Origin of the sequence: Flavobacterium anseongense, assembly GCF_021608185.1 — a bacterium.
Lineage (GTDB): Bacteria > Bacteroidota > Bacteroidia > Flavobacteriales > Flavobacteriaceae > Flavobacterium > Flavobacterium anseongense.
Window position 1 is genome coordinate 190,238 of record NZ_JAKIHN010000002.1, and the last position, 21,838, is coordinate 212,075.

Genomic DNA, 21,838 nt, shown 5'->3' on the forward strand with positions numbered 1-21,838 from the left:
GCGGTTTGGCGTAATAGCTCACTTGACTTTCTTGGAAAATACTCTGAACTTCAGCATTTCTTATTACATTTTTCTTTAACTTGCCTCTACTACGCCAAGCGGCGGAACGTTATAGCCAATCGCCTGAAAACCTACAACTATGAGACAACGATATTTATAGTTTACAAAATATATTAATAGTAAAATTTATGAATGCTTCAGAATTAAACCGTTTTGTCAAATTAAATGCAGGCTCTGAAATTAAAGATTTGCAATTCAATTTAGTATTCCCTATTTCGAATTTTAATAACTCTTTCGGGTTAAATACTCTTTACAAGTTTTGCACAGCTCAAGTAAAGGCTTGGGACTCTTTTGAATCTTTACCAGCTGAATTATTAGAAAGTAGAAATTATTTCGCTACTATTAAAGAACGTATCGAACAACTAGTTGAGGATGTAAAAGTAGGGCAAGACTCAGCTCATTATATCAACGAACTAAATGCTGCAATATCAAGACGTTCAAACAGAATGCTTCCAGGTGATTCTCCAGAAGCCCCATTCCTTGTCTCAGTTTTTAAAGAATCAACCGAACAATTTGCAGCTGCATATTCCTTCTTATTAGGGAATGTGAATTACAGTTCATTCTCTAATGCAAAATACGTCCAAGGAGTTTTGGTTGCAGCTTTACACAAATTAAATGATAGTCCGATTATAAATAGAACTTCTCATGAACGAAGTTCTTTTAATTCTTTAAAAAGTAGAGTTGAAAAATACGTTTCTGAATCAGACGAAGATTTAAAAACATTATTTCAAGAAGGTGAAAAGAGAATGAATGAAACTACTAAGGAATTAGAAACTATAAAAATTGATAGCCAAAAAAAATTAGACAAATGGTTTGCATTAAACCAATCAACAGCCAAAAATTTCACTAATGAAGTAAATGAAGAGAGAAAAAATATAGAGAGGACATATAAGGAATTATTGCAATTACAAGCTCCTGCCCAACATTGGAAAGATTCATCAGAAAAGTTGCTTGATGAAGGGCATATGTTTATGAGAGCATTATTTGCTTTGTTGGTAATTGGAGGATTTGCTTTATATTTTCTTCTTTGGAAGACTCCCGAAGGAATGTTAGCAAGTTTTTTTAACGGTGATAAAGCTTCTGCAATTAGATGGTCAATAGTATTTGTAACTTTCATTTCTCTTTTATTTGTTGGAATACAAGCTTTGCGCAAAGCAATGTTCTCAAGTTTTCATTTAGCACGCGATGCACAAGAAAGAGAAAAGCTAACGATGTATTATTTATCTTTAATTAAAGAAGGTGCAGTCGCTAACGAAGACAAAATTTTGATTCTTCAATCTCTATTTAGCAGAGCAGACTCTGGGTTATTAAAAGAAGATAGTAGCCCAACAATGCCTGGGATAATTGACAAATTGCGCCCTAATTAAACAGCGACTGGCTATAACAGCGGTTTGGCGCAATAGCTGCTAAGCATTGCGCCGGAATCCTAACGGATTCCTGAAACCTTGTCTTCCGCTTTATATTTTTCTTATCTTGCCACTACTGACTCAAAGCAGCGAAACGTTAACGATAATAGCTTTTCCTTCTTAACAACTTTCGCTTAAACTTCACTCCTATTATTAGATTTTCCGGAACGAAACAAAAAGTTTGTTGGTGGAAATTGTTTCGAGGAATATATGAAGTTTATAAAAGGATAAAAAGTAGATGCGTCATGTATGCGTCATGTATGCGTCATGTATGCGTCATGTATACTCCATATCAAAGTCGTATCAAAGTCGTATCAAAGCCGTATCAAAGCCGTATCAAAGCCGTATATAAGTCATAGATACGCCGTAGATGAAACGTAGATAGTACGCTAAATGATTTCCCGCAATTCCTTCGGCAGTCGCTGCGCTCGTATACCGGTTTTTCTTGAATTACACTTCTTTCTACACCTAAAAACGCTATCTTAGCAGAAAGTACTCAGTTCTCCGGAATCGCCACAGTCGGCGAGCCGCGGAACGTTAGTTGTAACTCTGTGACAAAACTGCAATTATTAAAAAAGATGATAATGAAATTAAACATTCTTTTATTTCTGAGCACCTTAACGCTATTTGCATCATGCAATGGACAGACCTCTAATCAAAAGAAAAGCACTGACCAATTTATTAAAGGAGACACCGTAAAAGAACTTGGTAAAAGTATAATGGTTATTTATCAAGACAGTAAGAATGTTTATTGGTTTGGGAGTTGGGAAACAGGTGTCTATAAATACGATGGAAATGAATTAGTTAATTACACAACAAAACACGGTTTGCTTAACAACAGAATTGATGAAATAAAAGAAGATAAATTTGGCAACATTTATTTTACCAGCGCAAACGCTACGTCATCAATATCAAAATTTAACGGAAATAATTTCACGACTTTAAAGGCTGTTCCCAGTGAAAATTGGAAACTTGAAGCAACAGACATGTGGTTTAAATATTCTTATGGAAATACGGGGAAAGTATATCGCTACGATGGCATAACATTATTTGAATTGCAATTCCCCAAGCCACCAAATTTATACAATCCATTTGATATCTATAGCATTTATAAAGATAGAAAAGGAAACATTTGGTTTGGCACAAACCCAGTCGGGGTTTGCCGATACAATGGAAAATCGTTTGAATGGATTACAGAAGAAGATGTAACAGAATTTCGCAACGAAGGTGCAAACGGAGTGCGTTCGATAACAGAAGACAAAAATGGTGATTTTTGGTTCAATACCGAGTATCGTTATAGTGTTTACGACAGCACCACACTAAAAAACAATAAATTATACACAAGACACAAAAGCATAGGTGGCTTAGATGGGAAAACAGAAAGCAATTTAGACGAGTATCTTTCAACAGTAAGAGACGATAATAGTGATTTGTGGTTTGTAACTTATCGTGATGGAGTTTGGAAATATGATGGAAAGAAAATTACTCATTATGCAGTTCAGGATAATTCAAAAAACATTACATTATTCAGCATTTACAAAGACAACAATGGCGCCCTTTGGCTTGGAACACACGAAAATGGAGCATGGAAATTTAACGGACAAACATTTGTAAAATTTTTACAATGACGAACAACAGAAGAGCTACCACTAACATCGGTTTCCCGCAATTCCTTCAGCAGTCACTGCGCTCGTGTGCCGGTTTTTCTTGAATTGCACTTCTCTCTTAAATAATTCCAAAAAATAAAGTACCTTTAGCGTCCAATAAAAAATAAGACCAACGTATATAAATTCAACACAATGACCTTAAAAAAGAACCTGCTTTGTTTAGTACTTCCTATTTGTTTATTCTCATTTAACAGTTTTTCTCAGTCCGATATAAAAGCATCAGGCAATCCATTCCTTGTTGGCAGCAATGTAGTGGTTGACTATGCCAAGGTAACTTCACAAAATGTGGAAGACTATGCCGGTCATACTATCAATGATATAACCAAAATGGTTGCTACTATTAAGAAACAAAAAACGGCAACATTCACCAATGTTTTTGGTGCCATGGATGAAATCAAAAACAAATTGGGAACTACCAGCAACAATTGTTTTATGCTTTATTGGGTTTCTACCGATGCCGCTATCCGCGAGAAAGGCTTAGCCAGTTATCAGTTGATTGATTCGTTAGGTACTGTTATTTATTCTGATAAAGGAATTTATAATAAGATGATTGGTTTTAAAAAGTCAGCAGCCTATAAACAACTTAAAGGAAATAAGAAAATTTTGGTAGATGATATGATTGAAGGATTTGAGAATTCCGGAGTTAACCTGAGTACTGAAAAACTTGCCAAATTCAAAAACCTGATTAAGGAAATTGGAGAACTTTCTTCTTCTTACTCCACCAACATGAATTCCTCTAAAGAAATCTTGACGCTCGATGAAAAAGGCGCTGCCGGTTTACCGGATAGTTTTAAGCAGACCTACAAAGTGGCAGAAGGAAAGTATGAAATCCCGATTATCAATTCAACCAGTGACCCGGTATTGAGTAATGCGGAATCTGAAGAAACAAGAAAATCGTATTACATTAAATTTTATAACAGAGCAGCCGATAAAAATCTGGCTATTCTTGATGAAATGGTAAAAAAGCGTGATGAATTGGCGAAACTAATGGGCTACCCAACCTATGCGGCGTATGCTTTGGTTCCAAAAATGGCCGGTAATCCAAAAAATGTATGGGATTTCCTGAATGATTTGATAAGCCGCTCCAAAGAAAAAGCTAAAAGCGATGTGGCACTTTTAGATCTTGAAAAGAAAGTAGAGTCAGCCAACCAGGAAGCTAAATTAGAGCCTTGGGATGTTGCGTTCTATAAAAATCAGATAATAAAAAAACAATACCAAATCAACAACGAAGAGCTTCGCGAGTACTTTCCAATGGAAGGATGCCTAAAAGGGATGATGGACATTTATCAGAAGCTGTTGGGATTAGAATTTAAAAAAGTAACTAATCCTTCGGTATGGAATGATGATGTTGATATGTATGAAGTATACGAAAACGGAAAGCTAAAAGGACGTTTTTATCTGGATTTATTTCCGAGACCAAATAAAGAAACCTGGTTTTATGGCGTAAACATTGTTTCGGGAAAAGGTAAAGAAATACCTGTAGCCATGCTGCTTGGTAATTTTACAAAGCCAACTAAGACTCAGCCTTCGCTATTGAGTCAAAAGGAGTTGAGAACACTATTTCATGAATTTGGGCATATCATGAACATGATGTCGTTTCATGGAGAATTCTCATCTCAGCAGAGTTCAAAAGCAGACTTTACAGAAGCCATGTCGCAAATATTTGAGAACTGGATTTTAGATTACGGTATTGTAAGTACATTTGCCAAAAACTACAAAACAGGTGAAGTACTGCCAAAAGAAACATTTGATAAAATGCTTGAATCTAGGAAAGTAGCATCGGGTTTGGGTGCTATACAAATGCTGCAACGTTGTTTATTCGACATGAATCTGTATGACAAATACAACCCAACTAATCCAACGCCAACCGATGAAATCTGGCAACAAATCAATAAGCAATTGGACATTATGGATTTCTATGCACAAACACATTATCAGGCCAACTGGATACATGTGAATACACATCCGGTGTATATGTATGGCTACTTATGGTCCGAAGTATACGCAATGGACATGTTTACCCAATTTGAAAAAAATGGTCTTTTAGATACTAAAACCGGAATCAGATACCGTGAATTAATCCTTGCTAACGGTACCCAAAGAGACATTGTAAAAGCAGTTAATGAGTTCTTAGGAAGACCGTCGGATAATAAGGCATATATTAAAAGTTTAGGGCTTTAATTAAACCCTACGTCAGTTCGAGTGTTTTTTATGGAATGCAATGGAATAAAAAATGTATCGAGAACACTTCTTTAAATGAAGCTTCTCGATACATTTTTGCTTTGCAAAAACACTCGAACTGACGTATTAAACTTCTTCCATCTTCCCTCTTCCATCTTCCTTCTTCCTTCTAATCAAAAATCCCTATCTTTGCGCTCAAATCAAAACCTAATGAGCACTTTCGAGCAATTCAATCTTCCAAAATCATTACAAAAAGCCATTGATGAATTAGGACTAACCACGCCTACTCCAATTCAGGAGAAATCATTCTCGGTGATTATGTCAGGTCGCGATGTAATGGGAATTGCACAAACCGGAACCGGTAAAACTTTTGCCTACTTATTGCCAATTCTAAAACAATGGAAGTTTGTAGCAACCGATACACCAAGAATTGTAATTCTGGTGCCAACACGTGAATTGGTTGTTCAAATTGCTGCCGAAGTAGAAAAGCTGACACAATACATGTCCGTTAGAACATTAGGCGTTTATGGTGGTGTTAATATCAACACTCAAAAAACTGCTGTTTATCAAGGTATTGATATATTAGTTGGAACTCCGGGTCGTGTTATGGATTTGGCTTTGGATAATGTAATCCGTTTTGACAGTTTGCAAAAACTGGTGATAGATGAGTTTGATGAGATGCTGAATTTAGGTTTCAGAACTCAGATTACTTCCATCCTATCGATGTTAAAAAACAAACGTCAGAATATCTTATTCTCGGCAACAATGACCGATGAAGTGGATGATATGCTGGAAGATTACTTCAATTTTCCTGAAGAAGTTACTCTAGAAAAATCGGGAACACCATTAGAAAAAATAGAACAGTTGGGCTACTTTGTGCCTAACTTTTTAACCAAAGTGAATTTGGTGGCTGAATTATTAAAAGATGAATCTTTAGAAAAAGTCCTACTCTTTGTCAACAATAAAAAGACGGCTGATTTATTAGCAGTCAAGCTGGATGAAATCTATCCTGAACAATTTGGAATCATCCATTCGAACAAATCACAAAACTATCGTTTGCAAACGATGGCTTCTTTCCAGGCTGGCGATATCAGAGGAATTGTTACTACTGACGTAATGGCAAGAGGTTTGGATATTTCGGATGTGACACACGTAATCAACGTAGAGTTTTCCGAAGTTCCCGAACAATATATACACCGTATTGGTCGTACAGGTCGTGCCGACAAAACGGGTATTGCAATCAGTTTGATTGGTCCAAATGAGCGTGAAATCCACATAGAAGCCGAAATGCTGATGGATAAAGAACTAAAGATTTTAGATTTGCCAACAACTGTAGAAATAGCTGAACGCCTATTAGAATTTGAAAAAGACAAAAAGAAACAAAAGGTCATTTTAAAAACCAACAAACTCGAAGGTGGCGCATCATTTCATGAGAAAGCAAAAAAGAATACAAAAGTAAACCTTGGCGGTCCATCAAAAACCAAAAAGAAAACCGGAACATCGGTTAATAGAAATATATTGAAAACGAGAGCGGCGAAAAAGAAGAAGAAGTAAAAAGGGATTAGAGAAAAGGGATAAGTTCGCTTAATTTAAAAAAACTGAACACTAAATACTGAACACTGAACACTTTTTTACTATTTTTGACAAACATTTATAAAAATGCAGTTCAAACACCCGGAAGTACTTTATTTTCTCTTCTTATTGGTCATCCCAATTCTGGTTCATTTATTTCAACTGCGTCGTTTCAAGAAAGAATATTTCACCAACGTACAATTCCTAAAAGAACTTTCAATACAAACCCGTAAAAGCTCTACCATCAAGAAATGGTTGTTGCTTTTAACCCGATTGTTGCTGCTTACCTTTTTGATATTGGCTTTTGCCCAACCTTTCTTTGCTGCCAAAGACAGTAAAAAGAACACCAACGAAATGTATATCATTCTGGACAATTCCTATAGTATGCAGGCCAAAGGCAAAAAAGGCGAATTGCTAAAACGTGCCATTCAGGACTTATTAGAACATGCTCCGGAAACACAAAGCTTCTCTTTGATTACCAATTCGGATAATTATTGGAATACGGATATCAAGACCATTCAAAAGGATTTACAGGATTTGAAATACAGTGCTTCACCTTTCCGTTTAGATAATCTGATTGCCAAAGTCAATGCCCGGAAGTCGGCATTAAACAAAGACATCATTGTGATTACCGATGCAGTTGGTTTAGAAACCAATCAAACCAAAAGCTTCAAAAAAGAAGATAATGTCTATTTCATCATTCCCGAAGCAGAACAAAAGAACAACATAGCCATTGATAGCGTTTACATCGAACAAACACTGGACAGCTTTTATGAAATTGGCATCAAGCTTTCGGCAAACGGTGAAGATTTTAAGGACATTCCAATTGCCTTGTACAATAAAAATAAGTTGACAGCTAAAACGCTGATTAACTTTGAAACGAATACCAAAACTATCAACTTTACCATTCCGAAAGAAGATTTTCATGGTTATGTTTCCGTTGCCGACAAAGGTTTGGCATATGACAACACCTATTACTTCAGTATTTCAAAACCAAGTCTGACCAATGTTATCAGCATTGGCGATGCAGATAAGAGTAAGTTTTTGGCTCGAATTTATACGAATGACGAATTCAATTATAACAATTTCCCATTAGCTAATTTGGATTATAATCTGCTGGAAAAACAAGATGCGATTGTGTTGAATGAATTATCAGATATTCCGCAGGCTTTGCAAACTACATTGAAGTCTTTTGTAACCAAAGGTGGAAACGTAGTAGTCATTCCTGCTCAGGAAAGTAGTGTAAATACCTTGAATTCGTTTGTGGCAAACTTTGGCGCATTACAATTCAAAACCGCAACTCCAGCTGAAAAGAAAGTAACTAAAATCAATTTCAATCATCCGCTGTTTAGCTCAGTTTTTGAGAAGAAGATTGATAACTTTCAATATCCAACAACAAAAACAGCTTTTGGATTAAGCAGCACAACACCATCGATATTGACTTATGATGATCAGAGTCCGTTTCTGACTTCATTGCCAAATGACTTATCATCTGTCTATGTTTTTGCGGCACCAATCAACAAAACCAACAGCAATTTTCAAAACTCACCGCTGATTGTTCCAACCTTTTATAACATGGCGCAAAGCAGTCAGAAAACTGGTGTAAACGCACTTATAATTGGAGAAAACCAACCATTTGTAGTGGATGTGCTATTATCAAAAGATGAGATACTAACGGTAAAAAATACTGCTGAGAGTTTTATTCCGGTGCAACAGCTTTTGAACACCAAAGTAAAAATGACTTTTAATGACAATCCAACTGAAGCCGGAAATTTTAGTATCTTTAACGGAGCGAATTTGGTACAAAACATCAGTTTTAATTATAATCGTACTGAAAGTAATTTGGCATTGGCAAACCCTGTTGCGGCAAACAACTTTAAAGAAATTGATGATATTGAAACCGTATTCAATACAATTCAGATAGACAGAACCGACACGCAAATCTGGAAATGGTTTGTGATTTTAGCCTTACTCTTTTTAGCATTAGAACTACTCATTCAAAAATTTGTAAAATGAACCTAATCCTCCGAAAAGCCACGATTATTGACCCGCAAAGTCCATTTCACAATCAAACTGTTGATGTAAAAATTACGAATGGCGTCTTCGAGAAAATTGGAAAGGCTATACCAAAATCGGAAACCCATCAGGAATTGGAACAACAGGGATTGCATATTTCACAAGGTTGGTTTGACACCAGCGTTTCATTAGGAGAACCTGGATTTGAAGACCGTGAAACCATTGCTAACGGATTAGAAACTGCAGCTAAGAGCGGATTCACCGGCATAGCATTACAGCCCAACTCCTATCCTATTATAGACAACCAATCGCAGGTACATTTTGTAAAACAAAAAGCCAAAGGTTTTGCTACCGAATTATTCCCGATTGGTGCTTTAACCAAAGCAAGTGAAGGAAAAGATTTAGCCGAGCTTTATGATATGAAAAACGCCGGAGCTGTTGCTTTTGGAGATTATAATAAGAGTTTGTCCAATGCCAATCTGATGAAAATTGGCTTGCAATATGTGCAGGATTTTGACGGATTAGTGATAGCGTATTCTCAGGATGAAACCATAAAAGGAAATGGTGTTGCCAATGAAGGCATCGTTTCTACACGATTGGGATTAAAAGGAATTCCAAATCTAGCCGAAGAACTAATCATCGCCCGAAATTTATTTTTGCTGGAATATACAGGTGGAAAACTACACATTCCAACTATTTCGACTGCCAAATCGGTAGCATTAATCAAAGAAGCTAAGAAGAAAGGATTAAACGTTACGTGCAGTGTTACTGTACATCATTTGGTTTTGACAGATGAAAAACTGGAAGGCTTTGATTCGAGATACAAAGTTACGCCACCATTGCGAACCGAAGCCGATAGAAAAGCATTGATAAAAGGTATTTTAGACGATACGATTGACTGCATCACCAGCGATCACAATCCAATTGACATTGAAAATAAAAAGATGGAATTTGATTTGGCTAAAAACGGAACCATCGGTTTAGAAAGCGCTTTTGGAGCATTGCTAACTGTACTTCCTTTAGAAAAAACAATAGAGAAATTGACTTTCGGTAAAACCATTTTAAAAATTGAAAGTCAGGAAATTAAAGAAAAAAATAAAGCTTCCATTTCATTGTTTACAATTACTGATAATTGGACATTTGACGCAGCACACATTTTATCAAAATCAAAGAACTCTGCTTTCCTTGGACAGTCTATGAAAGGGAAAGCTATCGGGATTTACAATCAGGGAAAATTAATTTTATCATAATATGGAAAATTTAGAAAAATCAAAAAACACAGCAATTGTTGCTTACTTAACTATCATTGGCGCTGTGATTGCCATCTTTATGAATCAGGAAGAAAACAGAAGTGATTTTGGTTCCTTTCATATCCGTCAGGCGTTAGGATTGTTTCTTTCCTTCTTTCTGCTAGGCTATTTTGTGGGTTATGCCAATAGCTGGACAGTTACTTCAGCCTTTTATCTCTTTTATTTTATCCTTTGGATATATGGATTTTCAGGAGCTTTACAAGGTCAAAAAAGAGAGTTGCCATTGGTGGGTAAATTATTTCAAAATACTTTTAAAAGCCTGTAATGAGTTTATCGCTTCACCACTTAGTCAGAGAGCCTAAAGTAAAAAAAGACAAGAATCCTTTACTACTACTCCTTCACGGTTATGGCAGTAATGAAGAGGATTTGTTTTCGTTTGCTACTGAACTTCCGGATGAGTATTACGTGATTTCTGCGCGTGCGCCTTATGATATGATGTATGGCAGTTATGCCTGGTATGCGATTAATTTTGATGCCGATGAAAATAAGTTTTCCGATATTGGTCAGGCACAACAATCCAGAGACATTATTGCAAATTTTATTGATGAATTGGTTGCTAATTATTCGATAGACTCCAATAAAGTGACACTGATTGGTTTCAGTCAAGGTTCTATTTTGAGTTATGCAGTGGCTTTGTCCTATCCTAAAAAAGTGCAGCGATTGGTAGCAATGAGCGGTTATTTGAACACCGAAATTGCAGTAGAAGGTTTTGCAAAGAATGATTTTAGCAATTTGAAAATCTTTGCTTCACACGGAACAGTTGATCAGGTTATTCCGGTTGAGTGGGCACGAAAATCAATTCCGGTTTTAGAGAATTTGAATATTTGTGTGGTTTATAAAGAATATCCGGTTGGTCATGGCGTTGCGCCACAAAACTTCTTCGATTTTAAAAATTGGTTGCAATCTTAAAATAAAAAAAGGTCTTAATTAAGACCTTTTTTGTTATTGTTCAGTATCGGTTTCGATTTCCTTTTTACCTATTTCACCATCACCCGAAAACATGGTTACAGTTCCTTTTTTAAGTACATACCCTTTCCAAGGAACAAGTTGCCATTCATTTAAAACCCATGGCTTGCCTTCGGCTGCTCTCGATAAAACTATAGAAGTAGTATCTTTTGGAAGAAATATTTCAGCCTGACTTGCATCTTCATTAAATAACACATAAGCACTCAACGTTTCATCCTGATTATCCTGCTTGTCTGTTGGATTTAATTGAATACCCGAGAAGCCTTTTACGCATTCCTTATTCACTTTCGACCATACATAACCAGCAGATGCCAAACAACCGTTTTCATCTTTATCATTAACCATAGTCGAGTCTTTAATAGCTGCAGCCACTTTAGCCTTTTCGTCTGTATCTTCCTTATGATCGATTAGTTTACAGGAACTAACGATTAGTATTATCATTAAAAGCGTGGTGATTTTTTTCATACTCAATGGTGTTAACTACTAATTTAAATTAGCAGGATATAAATAAGAATTCATTACTTCAAATGAAATACTGCCATTCTCTTCAACAAAATATTTCAACAACACTTCTCCCCAAAGTTGACCATTGCTGTAATTGGCAACAATCCAACGATGGTTGATTAATTTCATGCTATTGATTATAAACTTCTGTTCACCCATTTTTGGCTGATCGGTGTATTTGTTTCCTTCCGGGTTATCATTATAAGTCAAAAGTGCCTGTTTCACTTTTTCAGCAAAAGCAGGAACATCATTTACTTTATAACTTTCATACAAATAATTTTGAGCACGGTCATTATTTTCCAAAGAAAAAACATCGGGATCATTAGTAATGTTACCTTCCGTGGGCTTTACAGAAGCTGTATCAGTTACTTCCGATTTTGCTTTTTGCTCGTCTACCGCTTTTGATGTAAAATATTTATAGGTAAAAATATTCATCAAAACAGCAATAATAAAAAGATATAAAAAAAGTGATTTTCTCATAAAACTAAAGCATAATTGTTAAATTGTCATAAGCCAAAAACACATTTTTCGGCAATCGTTGTTGCACTTCTTCATGAAAACCTAAGAGGTGACTAATGTGAGTCAAATAAGCTCTTTCGGGTTGAACCAAATGTATAAAATCTAATGCATCCTGCAAACTAAAATGTGTCTGATGTGGTTCTTCGCGCAAAGCATTCACAACCAATACCTTTACTCCTTTAAGTTTTTCAATTTCGGCGGTATCGATAGTTTTTACATCTGTTAAATATACAAAATCCTGAATTCGATACCCAAAAACCTGAAGGTTTCCGTGATTGACTTCTACCGGAGTAATTTTAGTTTGTCCTATTTTAAAATCTTCATTATTGGTTACAGCAAAAGTCTGAACTCCAGGCGCACCGGGATATTTGTTTTCGGTTTCAAAAATATAATCAAACCTCCTGTTTAAGTTATCTAAAACACGAGGATGAGCATAAATCGGAATATCGCTTTTCTGTCTAAAGAAAAAAGGTCGAATATCATCTAATCCTGCTGTATGATCGGCATGTTCATGTGTAAAAAGTATGGCGTCAATCTTCTCACAACCGGAAGTCAACATTTGCTGCCTGAAATCGGGACCACAATCAATGACAACCGAATTATCTTCCCAGCTTATCCATACAGAAACACGCAATCTTTTATCTTTTGAATCAAGACTTTTACAAACCGGATGATTACTTCCTATAACAGGAATGCCTTGTGATGTACCGGTTCCAAGAAAATAAACTTGCATAATAGCACGATTTTTGATGCTGACCTTTTAACTACTTATAAAAGTAATTTTTTTAATGTAATTAATTACAAAAATAGCAGTTAATTATCTTTTATAAAAATAGGTATTTTAGTAACTTTGCAAAGTATTAAACTTGTTATGGAAAGATCAGAATCATATATAAAATTAAAAGGCGATAAAGTTATCGAGCAGATTCCTTCATTGAAGGACAAAGCGATGCGAATTAACTTTAACGAAAATATTTACGGAACTTTTGCTGAAATTGGCGCCGGTCAGGAAACAGTAAGACATTTTTTTAGAGCCGGTGGTTCTTCTGGAACGATTGCAAAAGCAATGTCTGCTTACGATAAAGATTTTAGTGATGCTATTTATGGCATGGAAGAAGACGGTAGGTATGTTACTGAAGGACGTTTAAAAAACATGTTAAGTCATGAAGTTGCGTTGATTGAAAAACGATTAAGCCGAGATAAACATCCAAACAAATTGTTTTTCAGTTATGCTAATACCGTTTCGACTATCGATTTTGCAAAGCAATTCAAAGGTCACGGTTGGGTTGGAATAAAATACCAGGTTGAAGCTGATGAAGACTACAACGAAATTACATTACATATCCGTTTTAAAGAAAATGATGCCCGATTACAACAAGAAACTTTAGGAGTTCTTGGTGTTAATTTGATTTTTGGTGCATTTTATAAATACAATGACCCAAAAAAATTATTGCGTTATTTATATGATCATTTGGATAAAGACCAACTTGAAATTGATACAATCAACTTTTCCGGGCCACGTTTTGCCAATGTTGATAACCGATTGATGAGTTTGCAGTTAGTAAAAAATGGCATGACCGATGCGGTGATGTTTGGTCCGGATGGACAAAATATTCTTCCGGCTTCTATCCTTTACAAGAAAAATATCTTAGCACTACGAGGGAGTTTCCGTCCGGTTACTCAGGTAAACATGGATATGTATGAGAAATCATTAAAAATGTTCCTCGACGAAAGCAAAGTTGAAAAAGACAATACATTAGTAGTTTTTGAAATCACTTTATCAAATTTACGCTCCGAAGGTGAAATTGACGAAAGAGATTTTATGGACAGAGCTGAATTATTATGTTCACTTGGTCAAACCGTAATGATCTCTAATTTCCAGGAATATTATAAAGTAGTTGAATATTTTGCCAGTTATACAAAAGCCCGTATGGGATTAGCCATGGGAGTAAATAATCTGATAGATATCTTTGATGAAAAATATTACCGTCATTTGAGTGGTGGAATTCTGGAAGCATTCGGAAAATTATTCTATCGTGATTTAAAAGTTTTCCTCTATCCAATGGAAGATGAAACCGGAGAGATAATAACTTCTCAAAACTTAAAAGTACACCCGCGTATGAAAGAATTATACAAATTCTTCGCTTACAACGGAAAAGTTGTCGATATCACCGATTTTGATAAAGGACATCTTAAAATTTTCTCTCGTGAAGTGTTGAAAATGATTAGTAACGGAACGCCGGGTTGGGAAGCGCTACTTCCTAAAGGTATTGCGGAAATTATAAAGAAACACCAACTTTTTGGGTATGACCCAAACAGAGTAATGCAGAAAGTATAAAAAAAGCCAAGATTTAATCTTGGCTTTTTTGTTATTTGCTTCGCCGGTTCGCTTACGCTCGTGTTAATAACTGTGCTGCATGTGCTTTCGTTTTAACATCGGTAATTACATCATCAATTATTCCTTCTTCATTGATAACAAAAGTAGTTCTGTTGATGCCGTCATATTCTCTTCCCATAAATTTTTTCGGTCCCCAAACACCAAAAGCTTCAATAACCGATTTATCTTCATCTGCCAACAATGGAAAAGGTAAATTAAATTTGGTTTTAAATTTAGCTTGCGCTTTAGCACTATCAGCACTAACACCAAGCAATTCATAATTGTTAGCTTTAAAACGTTCAAAATTATCTCTCAAGTCACAAGCTTCAGCAGTGCAACCCGGAGTATCTGCTTTTGGATAAAAGAAGACTACCAATTTTTTTCCGGCATAATCTTCTAATTGATGAAATTTATTATCTTGGTCAAAGCCCGAAAAATCAGGTGCTTTGTGACCTTTTTTTAGTGTTGTCATTTTTTAAAGTTGTTGAGTTACTGCGTTACTAAGTTGCTGAGTTTTATTTAGTATTTTTACAATCCAAATTTAGTTAAAATGACCAAACAAGAGCGTGCAACAGTTGTTATAAATACGTTAAAAGAAATTTATCCGGAGATTCCAATTCCACTTAATCATAAAGATCCATATACTTTACTGATTGCTGTTTTGCTTTCGGCTCAATGCACAGATGTTCGCGTTAATCAAATTACTCCTATCCTATTTGCAAAAGCGGATAATCCTTATGATATGGTGAAACTTTCAGTAGAAGAAATCAAAGAAATTATAAGGCCATGTGGACTTTCACCAATGAAATCAAAAGGCATTTATGGATTGTCTCAAATACTTATTGAAAAACACAATGGTGAAGTACCACAAAGTTTTGAAGCTTTAGAAGCATTGCCTGCTGTTGGACATAAAACTGCAAGTGTAGTAATGTCGCAAGCATTTGGAGTTCCTGCTTTTCCTGTGGACACACATATCCATCGCTTGATGTATCGGTGGAATTTAACTAACGGAAAAAATGTAGCGCAAACCGAGAAAGATGCCAAAGCCATTTTTCCAAAAGAACTGTGGAATGATTTGCATCTTCAGATAATTTGGTATGGCAGAGAATATTCTCCGGCAAGAGGTTGGGACTTAGAAAAAGACCCAATTACCAAAGCTATTGGTAGAAAATCAGTATTGGAAGAGTATTATAAAAAAACATCCCGATAAAAATACCGGGATGTTTCCTAATTAGCAATTAAATCGAAGTTTATGTTACCAACCTTAACAATACTTAATGCACAAGAATATTGAAGGATTAAACGAATAGTTTCTTTTTTAGGTAACATTTTTTTGGGTGCTAATTTTCTTTTAGAGTAAAGTTTTGCCATGTAAAATCAAATTGGTTTAGTTGATAGTATAATAACGTAAAAAATTATATTTTATTATTTAAGAAGGTAAATAAATTTTATTTTTTTCTATCACCTTTCTTAAATTAGTAATCGCATAACGCATTCTTCCAAGTGTTGTATTAACGCTAACCCCAGTAAAATCAGCTATTTCCTTAAAACTCATGTCTGAATAATAACGCATCATAATCACTTCTCTTTGATCATGAGGCAATTTTTGAATTATCATTTTTAAATCAATATCAACTTGACTTTTGATTAATTTCTTTTCAATATCAGGAGAGCTGTCAGTTATATTAGAAAAAATTGAGAATTCTTCAGTATCTCTTTTTAGCGGCATTTTTTTATCATTACGGAATTTATCCACAATAAGATTACTTGCTATACGCAAAACCCATGATAGAAATTTACCTTCTTCATTGTAATATTTTTTCGATTTTAGTGTGTGAATAACTTTGAAGAAAGTTTCCTGAAAAATATCTTCCGTTAAATCTCTATCCGAAACTTTGGAAAAGATATATCCGTAAATTCTGGATTGATGTCTGTCAATTAATAAAGCAAGAGAATTCTCATCGCCAGCGATGTAGTTATTAACCAATATTGCATCGGAAAGATTTGATTTAGCCATAATATTACCTTTTAGTAAGGGTTAAAAAGAGAGTTTTTAATCTAAAAAGTAATTTTTTGTATAGGCTATACCGTTTTGAGAGTTATTTATTAGCCAAATTTAACATAAAAATTATGAATTAAACAAATTAATTTTAAAAAAAGTAAAAATAAATGTTAATGAGTATTATTTTGATGTGCACAAACTTTGATAAATCGACATCAAATTTTTTCAATAAATTTATAGAAAAACATACAATTTGGTTACGACCTATTATAAGAAATAAATTGGGAAATGATTACCTTTGCACTCATTCCCTTTTTACCATGAAAAGTACAGAGATTGCTTCACTCGAACCGAAAAAAAATATCCTAATCAAAGGAGCACAAATCCATAATTTAAAGAATTTGGATGTTGTAATTCCAAGAAATGAATTAGTAGTCATCACCGGTCTTTCAGGTTCGGGAAAATCGAGTTTAGCATTCGATACATTATATGCCGAAGGACAACGTCGTTATGTTGAAAGTCTGTCATCCTACGCGCGTCAGTTTTTAGGTAGGTTAGACAAACCGAAAGTTGAATATATAAAAGGAATTGCTCCTGCCATTGCTATCGAACAAAAAGTAAATACAACCAATGCACGTTCAACCGTTGGAACTTCAACCGAAATATACGATTATCTAAAACTACTTTTTGCCAGAATTGGCAAAACATTTTCACCAGTTTCGGGAAATGAAGTTAAAAAAGATACCGTTACTGATGTGATTTCGAAAGTTAAAACCTTTGCTTTAGACAGTAAGTGGCTACTCCTATCTCCTATTCATTTAGAAGAAGGAAGACAATTGGAAGACAAACTGAAAGTGTTATTACAACAAGGTTTTGCCCGAATTTTAGTCAACAACGAAATGGTGCGTTTGGATGAAATCGACCAGCATTCTTTTGATAACAAAGACATTCTTTTAATTATTGACCGAATCGTAGTTAAAGAGGAAGAAGAATTCTTCAACCGTTTGGCCGATGCTACACAAACTGCTTTTTTTGAAGGCAAAGGCGTTTGCTATCTTCAGGATTTAGAAAATAATAATCGACTAACATTCAGCAACAATTTTGAACTGGATGGCATGTTGTTTTTAGAACCAAATATCCATTTATTTAGTTTTAATAATCCGTATGGTGCCTGTCCAACCTGTGAAGGTTACGGGAATATCATTGGGATTGATGATGAATTGGTTATTCCAAACACTGCACTTTCTGTTTTTGAAAATGCTATATTTCCGTGGCGTGGCGAAAGCATGAGTTGGTACCGAGATCAATTGGTAAACAACGCTTATAAATTCGACTTTCCAATTCACAAACCTTATTTCGAATTAACTGATGAACAAAGAGATTTAATCTGGAAAGGTAACAGCTATTTCACAGGCTTAGATGATTTCTTTCAAGAATTAGAGGAAAAAAATTATAAGATTCAGAATCGGGTAATGCTGTCGCGCTATCGTGGCAAAACCAAATGTACAACCTGCAAAGGCAAGCGTTTACGCAAAGAAGCCAACTATATTTCCGTTGGCGGAAAAACTATTTCCGAGTTGGTTGATATGTCAATTAAGAGATTGATTCCTTTTTTTAATGAACTTATACTTTCAGAATACGATCAAAAAGTTGCAAAACGATTGCTACTAGAAATCAATAACCGATTGGCATTTTTAAGAGATGTTGGTCTGGATTATCTGACTTTAAACAGAAATTCGGCTACGCTTTCCGGCGGTGAATCACAACGTATTAATTTGGCAACTTCGTTGGGAAGTAGTTTGGTTGGTTCGATGTATATTCTTGATGAACCGAGTATTGGTTTGCATCCAAAAGATACTGAACGCTTGATTAAAGTATTGAAAAACCTACGAGATTTGGGCAATACCGTTATTGTTGTTGAACACGACGAAGATATCATGAAAGCTGCCGACAGAATTATCGATATTGGTCCGGAAGCCGGAACTTTTGGTGGTGAATTGGTTGCCGAAGGAACATTTGACGAAATCTTAAAAGCTGATTCTTTAACAGCAAAATATTTAAACGGAGAATTAGAAATTTCTGTACCAAAAAAGCGAAGAGCTTCAAAGAATGCTATTGAAATAAAAGGTGCCAGAGAAAACAATCTTCAAAATGTAGATGTCGCTTTCCCGTTGGAAAGTTTAACCATAATAACCGGAGTTTCAGGTAGCGGAAAAAGTACGTTGGTAAAGAAAATTCTTTTTCCGGCAATGCAGAAAAAACTCGAAGGAATCGGAGATAAAGCCGGACAATTCACAGAATTATCGGGAAGTTTTTCGCATATCAGACATATTGAATATGTTGACCAAAATCCAATCGGAAGAAGTTCACGTTCAAATCCTGTGACGTATATCAAAGCGTACGACGACATTCGTGATTTGTATGCCAAAGAAAAGCTATCGAAAGTTCGTGGTTATCAGGCCAAACATTTTTCATTTAATGTAGATGGTGGGCGCTGCGAAACCTGCAAAGGCGAAGGCTCAATAAATGTAGAAATGGTTTTTATGGCCGATGTTTCTTTGCCTTGTGAAGCTTGTGGTGGAAAACGTTTCAAAAAAGAAGTTTTGGAAGTTGCCTTTGAAGGTAAAAACATTGACGCCATTTTGACGATGACAATTGATGATGCCATTGCTTTTTTTACCGAAAACAAACAGACAAAAATTACTCAAAAACTGCAGCCACTACAAGATGTTGGTTTAGGTTATGTACAATTGGGACAATCCTCTTCTACTCTTTCGGGTGGTGAAGCGCAGCGTATAAAGTTAGCTTCGTTTTTAGTTAAAGGAGTAACCAAAGAAAAAGCATTATTCGTTTTTGATGAACCAACAACAGGCTTACATTTTCACGACATTAAGAAACTATTGGCTTCATTTGATGCCTTAATCGAAAAAGGACATTCGATTATTGTAATTGAACATAATCTAGATTTGATAAAATGTGCTGACTGGATTATTGATTTAGGTCCGGAAGGTGGCGAAAATGGTGGACAAATACTAGCTGTTGGCACGCCTGAAGAAATTGTAAAAAACAAAAAATCCGTTACCGGATATTATCTGAAAGATAAACTATAAAAAAAGCCTTCCAATGTGGAAGGCTTTTTTATATTATATATCAAATCATTCAACAATAATCTTTTTAGCAATTCTTTTATTGGAAGTCTGCAAAACAGCTAAATACATTCCTTTTGATAAACCGTCTAATGAAACTGATTCTATTAAGTGTGCATTTTCGACATGCTTATTAATAACAACTTTTCCTTGCAAATCAATTAAGGAAAAAGAATAATCCGTATCGATAATGTTCCCTAAATTAATATTCAAAACATCCTTGGCCGGACTTGGAAAGAAACTAACTTGGTTGTCATTATTAAACTCATTAGAAGCAAGTGCTGAAGTTGCAGCTACCGCAAAATGAAGCATTGCGCCCGTAGCCGCTTTGGCAATATTATAAACATAAACAGGATCCATATTAATCAATAGATCAGTCGATGTATGGCGATGTGGCGTTTCATTTCTTTCAAAAAAACCGGTTATAACTTCATTGTTTTCTTCAAAAGGCATATAATCCGAAGCGTAAGCGTAATTCAGATAAGTATTCAAAGGTGAATACAATTGAACACAAGTAATCAATTCGTTTGTAATAGTATTCGAAGCGGCATTATTTGAAGTTGGACTTCCTGTATCCCTTTCGCAAGTAACTGTATCGTTTGTCATATCAGCTCTTCCTCCTACTTCATCTATATTAAAAACCAATCTAATATTCATTTTAGGCGAAGTCGCATTGACTACTGAAGAAACAAAATTCTGACTTCCAACCAAACCATCTTCTTCTCCACTGAAATTGATGAATTTTATCGAGTATTCAGTTGGGATATTTTGCAACAATCGAGCGACTTCAAAAATCGTAACAACGCCGCTTCCGTTATCATTGGTTCCTTTTCCGGTAATGGTATCATAATGCCCGCATATAATCACGAATGTATTTGGATAAAGCGTTCCTACTTTGGTTACAACCAAATTTTTACAAGTTGAAGAGCCGTTAGTAAAACTGTATTCCTGCATTTGCGAAGCGGTATAACCATAACTTAAATATTCTGCTTTTAACCAATCGAGTGTATTTTGCAGCGATGTTGTTCCTCTTCTTTTGATGCCAAGATTTTCAAATTCGGTTAAATTGGACAAAACATTGGCTTCAGACACTTGATTAACTATAGTTTGGTAATATGGAATATAATTTTGGCTGTAGCCTTTTGATAATAAAAAAAAGAAGGATAATGAAAGTAGTAGGTTTTTCATTGATAATATGATAATGATTGTTTGTTTCTGTTTGCAAGTTGGCAACAAATGTACTAAAAAAATGCAATTGTTAATTAGCTATAATAATTTAATTTGCAAATAAATCTGTTATTCATTTTATTTTAAAGCACTGAATATCTATCAGTTACTTTATCTTAATCAAACCTTAAGAATTCGTTTTGTCGTTTTGGCACACGTATTGAAAAGTCCTAATCAACAAAAGAATTTGTTCGAAGAAGCTGAAAATCGAAAGAGTAAGCAAAAAACTCAAATTATATTGATTATGAAAAAAATTACCCTTTTAGTAGCTAGCATTTTACTGGTTGGAAGTGTAGCGAATGCATCAGAAATAATCAAAAAAACTGGTGAAGAAAAAAGAATGAGATTTAGCTTTGATGAGCCAATTTCATTTATTGAACGAGGCATTGAGTTTTTCGTTTTTCCAAATGGAGAATTTGATTTTAACACTCGCCCGGAAGACAGTCAAGGCGATTACTTTTATAAAGGCGCAGGAAAAAGAGGAACTACAGTTCAGGCAAGAGGTCCAATAAATTATGGTACACGAATTGAACATGATAGTTTTGGTAGAGTAAGACGAATTGGTAACACGTTTATCAATTATGACAGCAGAGATAGGGTAAGTCGTATTGGAACTGTTTATATGAAATACAACAGAACTGCTCTTGCACAAATTGGTGGAATGAGAATCATTTACAACCGAAGAGGTGAAATCGTTGATACCGTTGGACGCATAAAAGGTTACAGTAACTCTGGATACGCTTACAACTATAATAATCATTATGATAATTATACAGCGTCAAACTATAATGATAACGATTACTACTATTACAAAGCTGATGGTACGAAAGCAAAAGTAGAAGACGATAAAGAAAAAAAATAAGTTTAGGTTAGTTAAGATTGATT

18 protein-coding genes are annotated in these 21,838 nt (G+C 35.1%); 12 read left to right on the forward strand and 6 right to left on the reverse strand.

What is annotated here, in order from left to right:
* The first annotated feature begins 188 nt into the window (after nucleotides 1-188).
* The 8 genes from L1S35_RS03925 to L1S35_RS03960 all read left to right on the forward strand — a co-directional run bounded on the left by L1S35_RS03925 (nucleotide 189) and on the right by L1S35_RS03960 (nucleotide 11,121).
* The gene (locus tag L1S35_RS03925) at nucleotides 189-1,427 is read left to right on the forward strand and encodes a DUF6161 domain-containing protein (protein WP_236396823.1); all 1,239 of its coding nucleotides are present in this window, start codon (nucleotides 189-191) and stop codon (nucleotides 1,425-1,427) included.
* A 623-nt stretch (nucleotides 1,428-2,050) separates the two neighbouring features.
* The gene (locus tag L1S35_RS03930) at nucleotides 2,051-3,094 is read left to right on the forward strand and encodes a ligand-binding sensor domain-containing protein (RefSeq protein ID WP_236396824.1); all 1,044 of its coding nucleotides are present in this window, start codon (nucleotides 2,051-2,053) and stop codon (nucleotides 3,092-3,094) included.
* A 171-nt stretch (nucleotides 3,095-3,265) separates the two neighbouring features.
* Entirely contained in the window at nucleotides 3,266-5,314 is a 2,049-nt protein-coding gene (locus L1S35_RS03935; protein WP_236396826.1) for a M3 family metallopeptidase, read from the forward strand.
* Nucleotides 5,315-5,524: 210 nt separating this feature from the next.
* The gene (locus tag L1S35_RS03940; protein WP_236396828.1) at nucleotides 5,525-6,868 is read left to right on the forward strand and encodes a DEAD/DEAH box helicase; all 1,344 of its coding nucleotides are present in this window, start codon (nucleotides 5,525-5,527) and stop codon (nucleotides 6,866-6,868) included.
* Nucleotides 6,869-6,973: 105 nt separating this feature from the next.
* Complete coding sequence (locus L1S35_RS03945; protein ID WP_236396829.1) at nucleotides 6,974-8,902, forward strand: vWA domain-containing protein; 1,929 nt, start codon at nucleotides 6,974-6,976, stop codon at nucleotides 8,900-8,902.
* Nucleotides 8,899-10,152 carry a dihydroorotase gene (locus tag L1S35_RS03950; RefSeq protein WP_236396830.1) on the forward strand — a complete coding sequence of 418 codons (1,254 nt, stop codon included), beginning with the start codon at nucleotides 8,899-8,901 and terminating at the stop codon, nucleotides 10,150-10,152. The genes L1S35_RS03945 and L1S35_RS03950 overlap by 4 nt, the downstream gene beginning before the upstream one ends.
* A 1-nt stretch (nucleotide 10,153) precedes the next feature.
* On the forward strand, nucleotides 10,154-10,477 hold the full coding sequence (locus L1S35_RS03955; protein ID WP_236396831.1) for a magnetosome magnetite crystal formation protein family: 324 nt from the start codon (nucleotides 10,154-10,156) through the stop codon (nucleotides 10,475-10,477).
* The gene (locus L1S35_RS03960; RefSeq protein WP_236396832.1) at nucleotides 10,477-11,121 is read left to right on the forward strand and encodes an alpha/beta hydrolase; all 645 of its coding nucleotides are present in this window, start codon (nucleotides 10,477-10,479) and stop codon (nucleotides 11,119-11,121) included. Before L1S35_RS03955 ends, L1S35_RS03960 begins: the two co-directional genes overlap by 1 nt.
* A 33-nt stretch (nucleotides 11,122-11,154) precedes the next feature.
* Here L1S35_RS03960 and L1S35_RS03965 read toward each other — a convergent pair whose 3' ends face one another.
* The 3 genes from L1S35_RS03965 to L1S35_RS03975 are packed head-to-tail and all read right to left on the reverse strand — an operon-like array spanning nucleotide 11,155 to nucleotide 12,934.
* On the reverse strand, nucleotides 11,155-11,643 hold the full coding sequence (locus tag L1S35_RS03965) for a hypothetical protein (protein WP_236396833.1): 489 nt from the start codon (nucleotides 11,641-11,643) through the stop codon (nucleotides 11,155-11,157).
* A gap of 18 nt (nucleotides 11,644-11,661) precedes the next feature.
* Nucleotides 11,662-12,162, reverse strand: a complete 501-nt coding sequence (locus L1S35_RS03970) for a hypothetical protein (RefSeq protein ID WP_236396834.1) — start codon at nucleotides 12,160-12,162, stop codon at nucleotides 11,662-11,664.
* A gap of 4 nt (nucleotides 12,163-12,166) precedes the next feature.
* Nucleotides 12,167-12,934: an MBL fold metallo-hydrolase gene (locus L1S35_RS03975; RefSeq protein ID WP_236396835.1), complete on the reverse strand. Its 768-nt coding sequence runs from the start codon at nucleotides 12,932-12,934 to the stop codon at nucleotides 12,167-12,169.
* Between the two features lie 138 nt (nucleotides 12,935-13,072).
* Between L1S35_RS03975 and L1S35_RS03980 the strand changes: the two genes are divergently transcribed.
* Nucleotides 13,073-14,539, forward strand: a complete 1,467-nt coding sequence (locus L1S35_RS03980) for a TonB-dependent receptor (protein WP_236396837.1) — start codon at nucleotides 13,073-13,075, stop codon at nucleotides 14,537-14,539.
* A gap of 52 nt (nucleotides 14,540-14,591) precedes the next feature.
* On the opposite strand, the gene bcp is transcribed toward L1S35_RS03980, so the two are convergent.
* On the reverse strand, nucleotides 14,592-15,050 hold the full coding sequence (gene bcp, locus L1S35_RS03985; protein ID WP_236396839.1) for a thioredoxin-dependent thiol peroxidase: 459 nt from the start codon (nucleotides 15,048-15,050) through the stop codon (nucleotides 14,592-14,594).
* Nucleotides 15,051-15,128: 78 nt separating this feature from the next.
* Between bcp and L1S35_RS03990 the strand changes: the two genes are divergently transcribed.
* Entirely contained in the window at nucleotides 15,129-15,788 is a 660-nt protein-coding gene (locus tag L1S35_RS03990; RefSeq protein WP_236396841.1) for an endonuclease III domain-containing protein, read from the forward strand.
* Between the two features lie 219 nt (nucleotides 15,789-16,007).
* Here L1S35_RS03990 and L1S35_RS03995 read toward each other — a convergent pair whose 3' ends face one another.
* Nucleotides 16,008-16,595: an RNA polymerase sigma factor gene (locus L1S35_RS03995; RefSeq protein WP_236396844.1), complete on the reverse strand. Its 588-nt coding sequence runs from the start codon at nucleotides 16,593-16,595 to the stop codon at nucleotides 16,008-16,010.
* Between the two features lie 305 nt (nucleotides 16,596-16,900).
* Here L1S35_RS03995 and uvrA point away from each other — a divergent pair, with 305 nt between their 5' ends.
* Nucleotides 16,901-19,690, forward strand: a complete 2,790-nt coding sequence (gene uvrA / locus L1S35_RS04000; RefSeq protein WP_236396845.1) for an excinuclease ABC subunit UvrA — start codon at nucleotides 16,901-16,903, stop codon at nucleotides 19,688-19,690.
* Between the two features lie 45 nt (nucleotides 19,691-19,735).
* Here the strand turns inward: uvrA and L1S35_RS04005 are convergent, their stop codons facing one another.
* Nucleotides 19,736-20,914, reverse strand: coding sequence for a M28 family peptidase (locus L1S35_RS04005; RefSeq protein WP_236396847.1), 1,179 nt, complete (start codon nucleotides 20,912-20,914; stop codon nucleotides 19,736-19,738).
* A 283-nt stretch (nucleotides 20,915-21,197) separates the two neighbouring features.
* Between L1S35_RS04005 and L1S35_RS04010 the strand changes: the two genes are divergently transcribed.
* A complete protein-coding gene (locus tag L1S35_RS04010; protein WP_236396849.1) occupies nucleotides 21,198-21,815 on the forward strand; it encodes a hypothetical protein in 618 nt (205 codons plus the stop codon).
* Nucleotides 21,816-21,838: the final 23 nt, after the last annotated feature.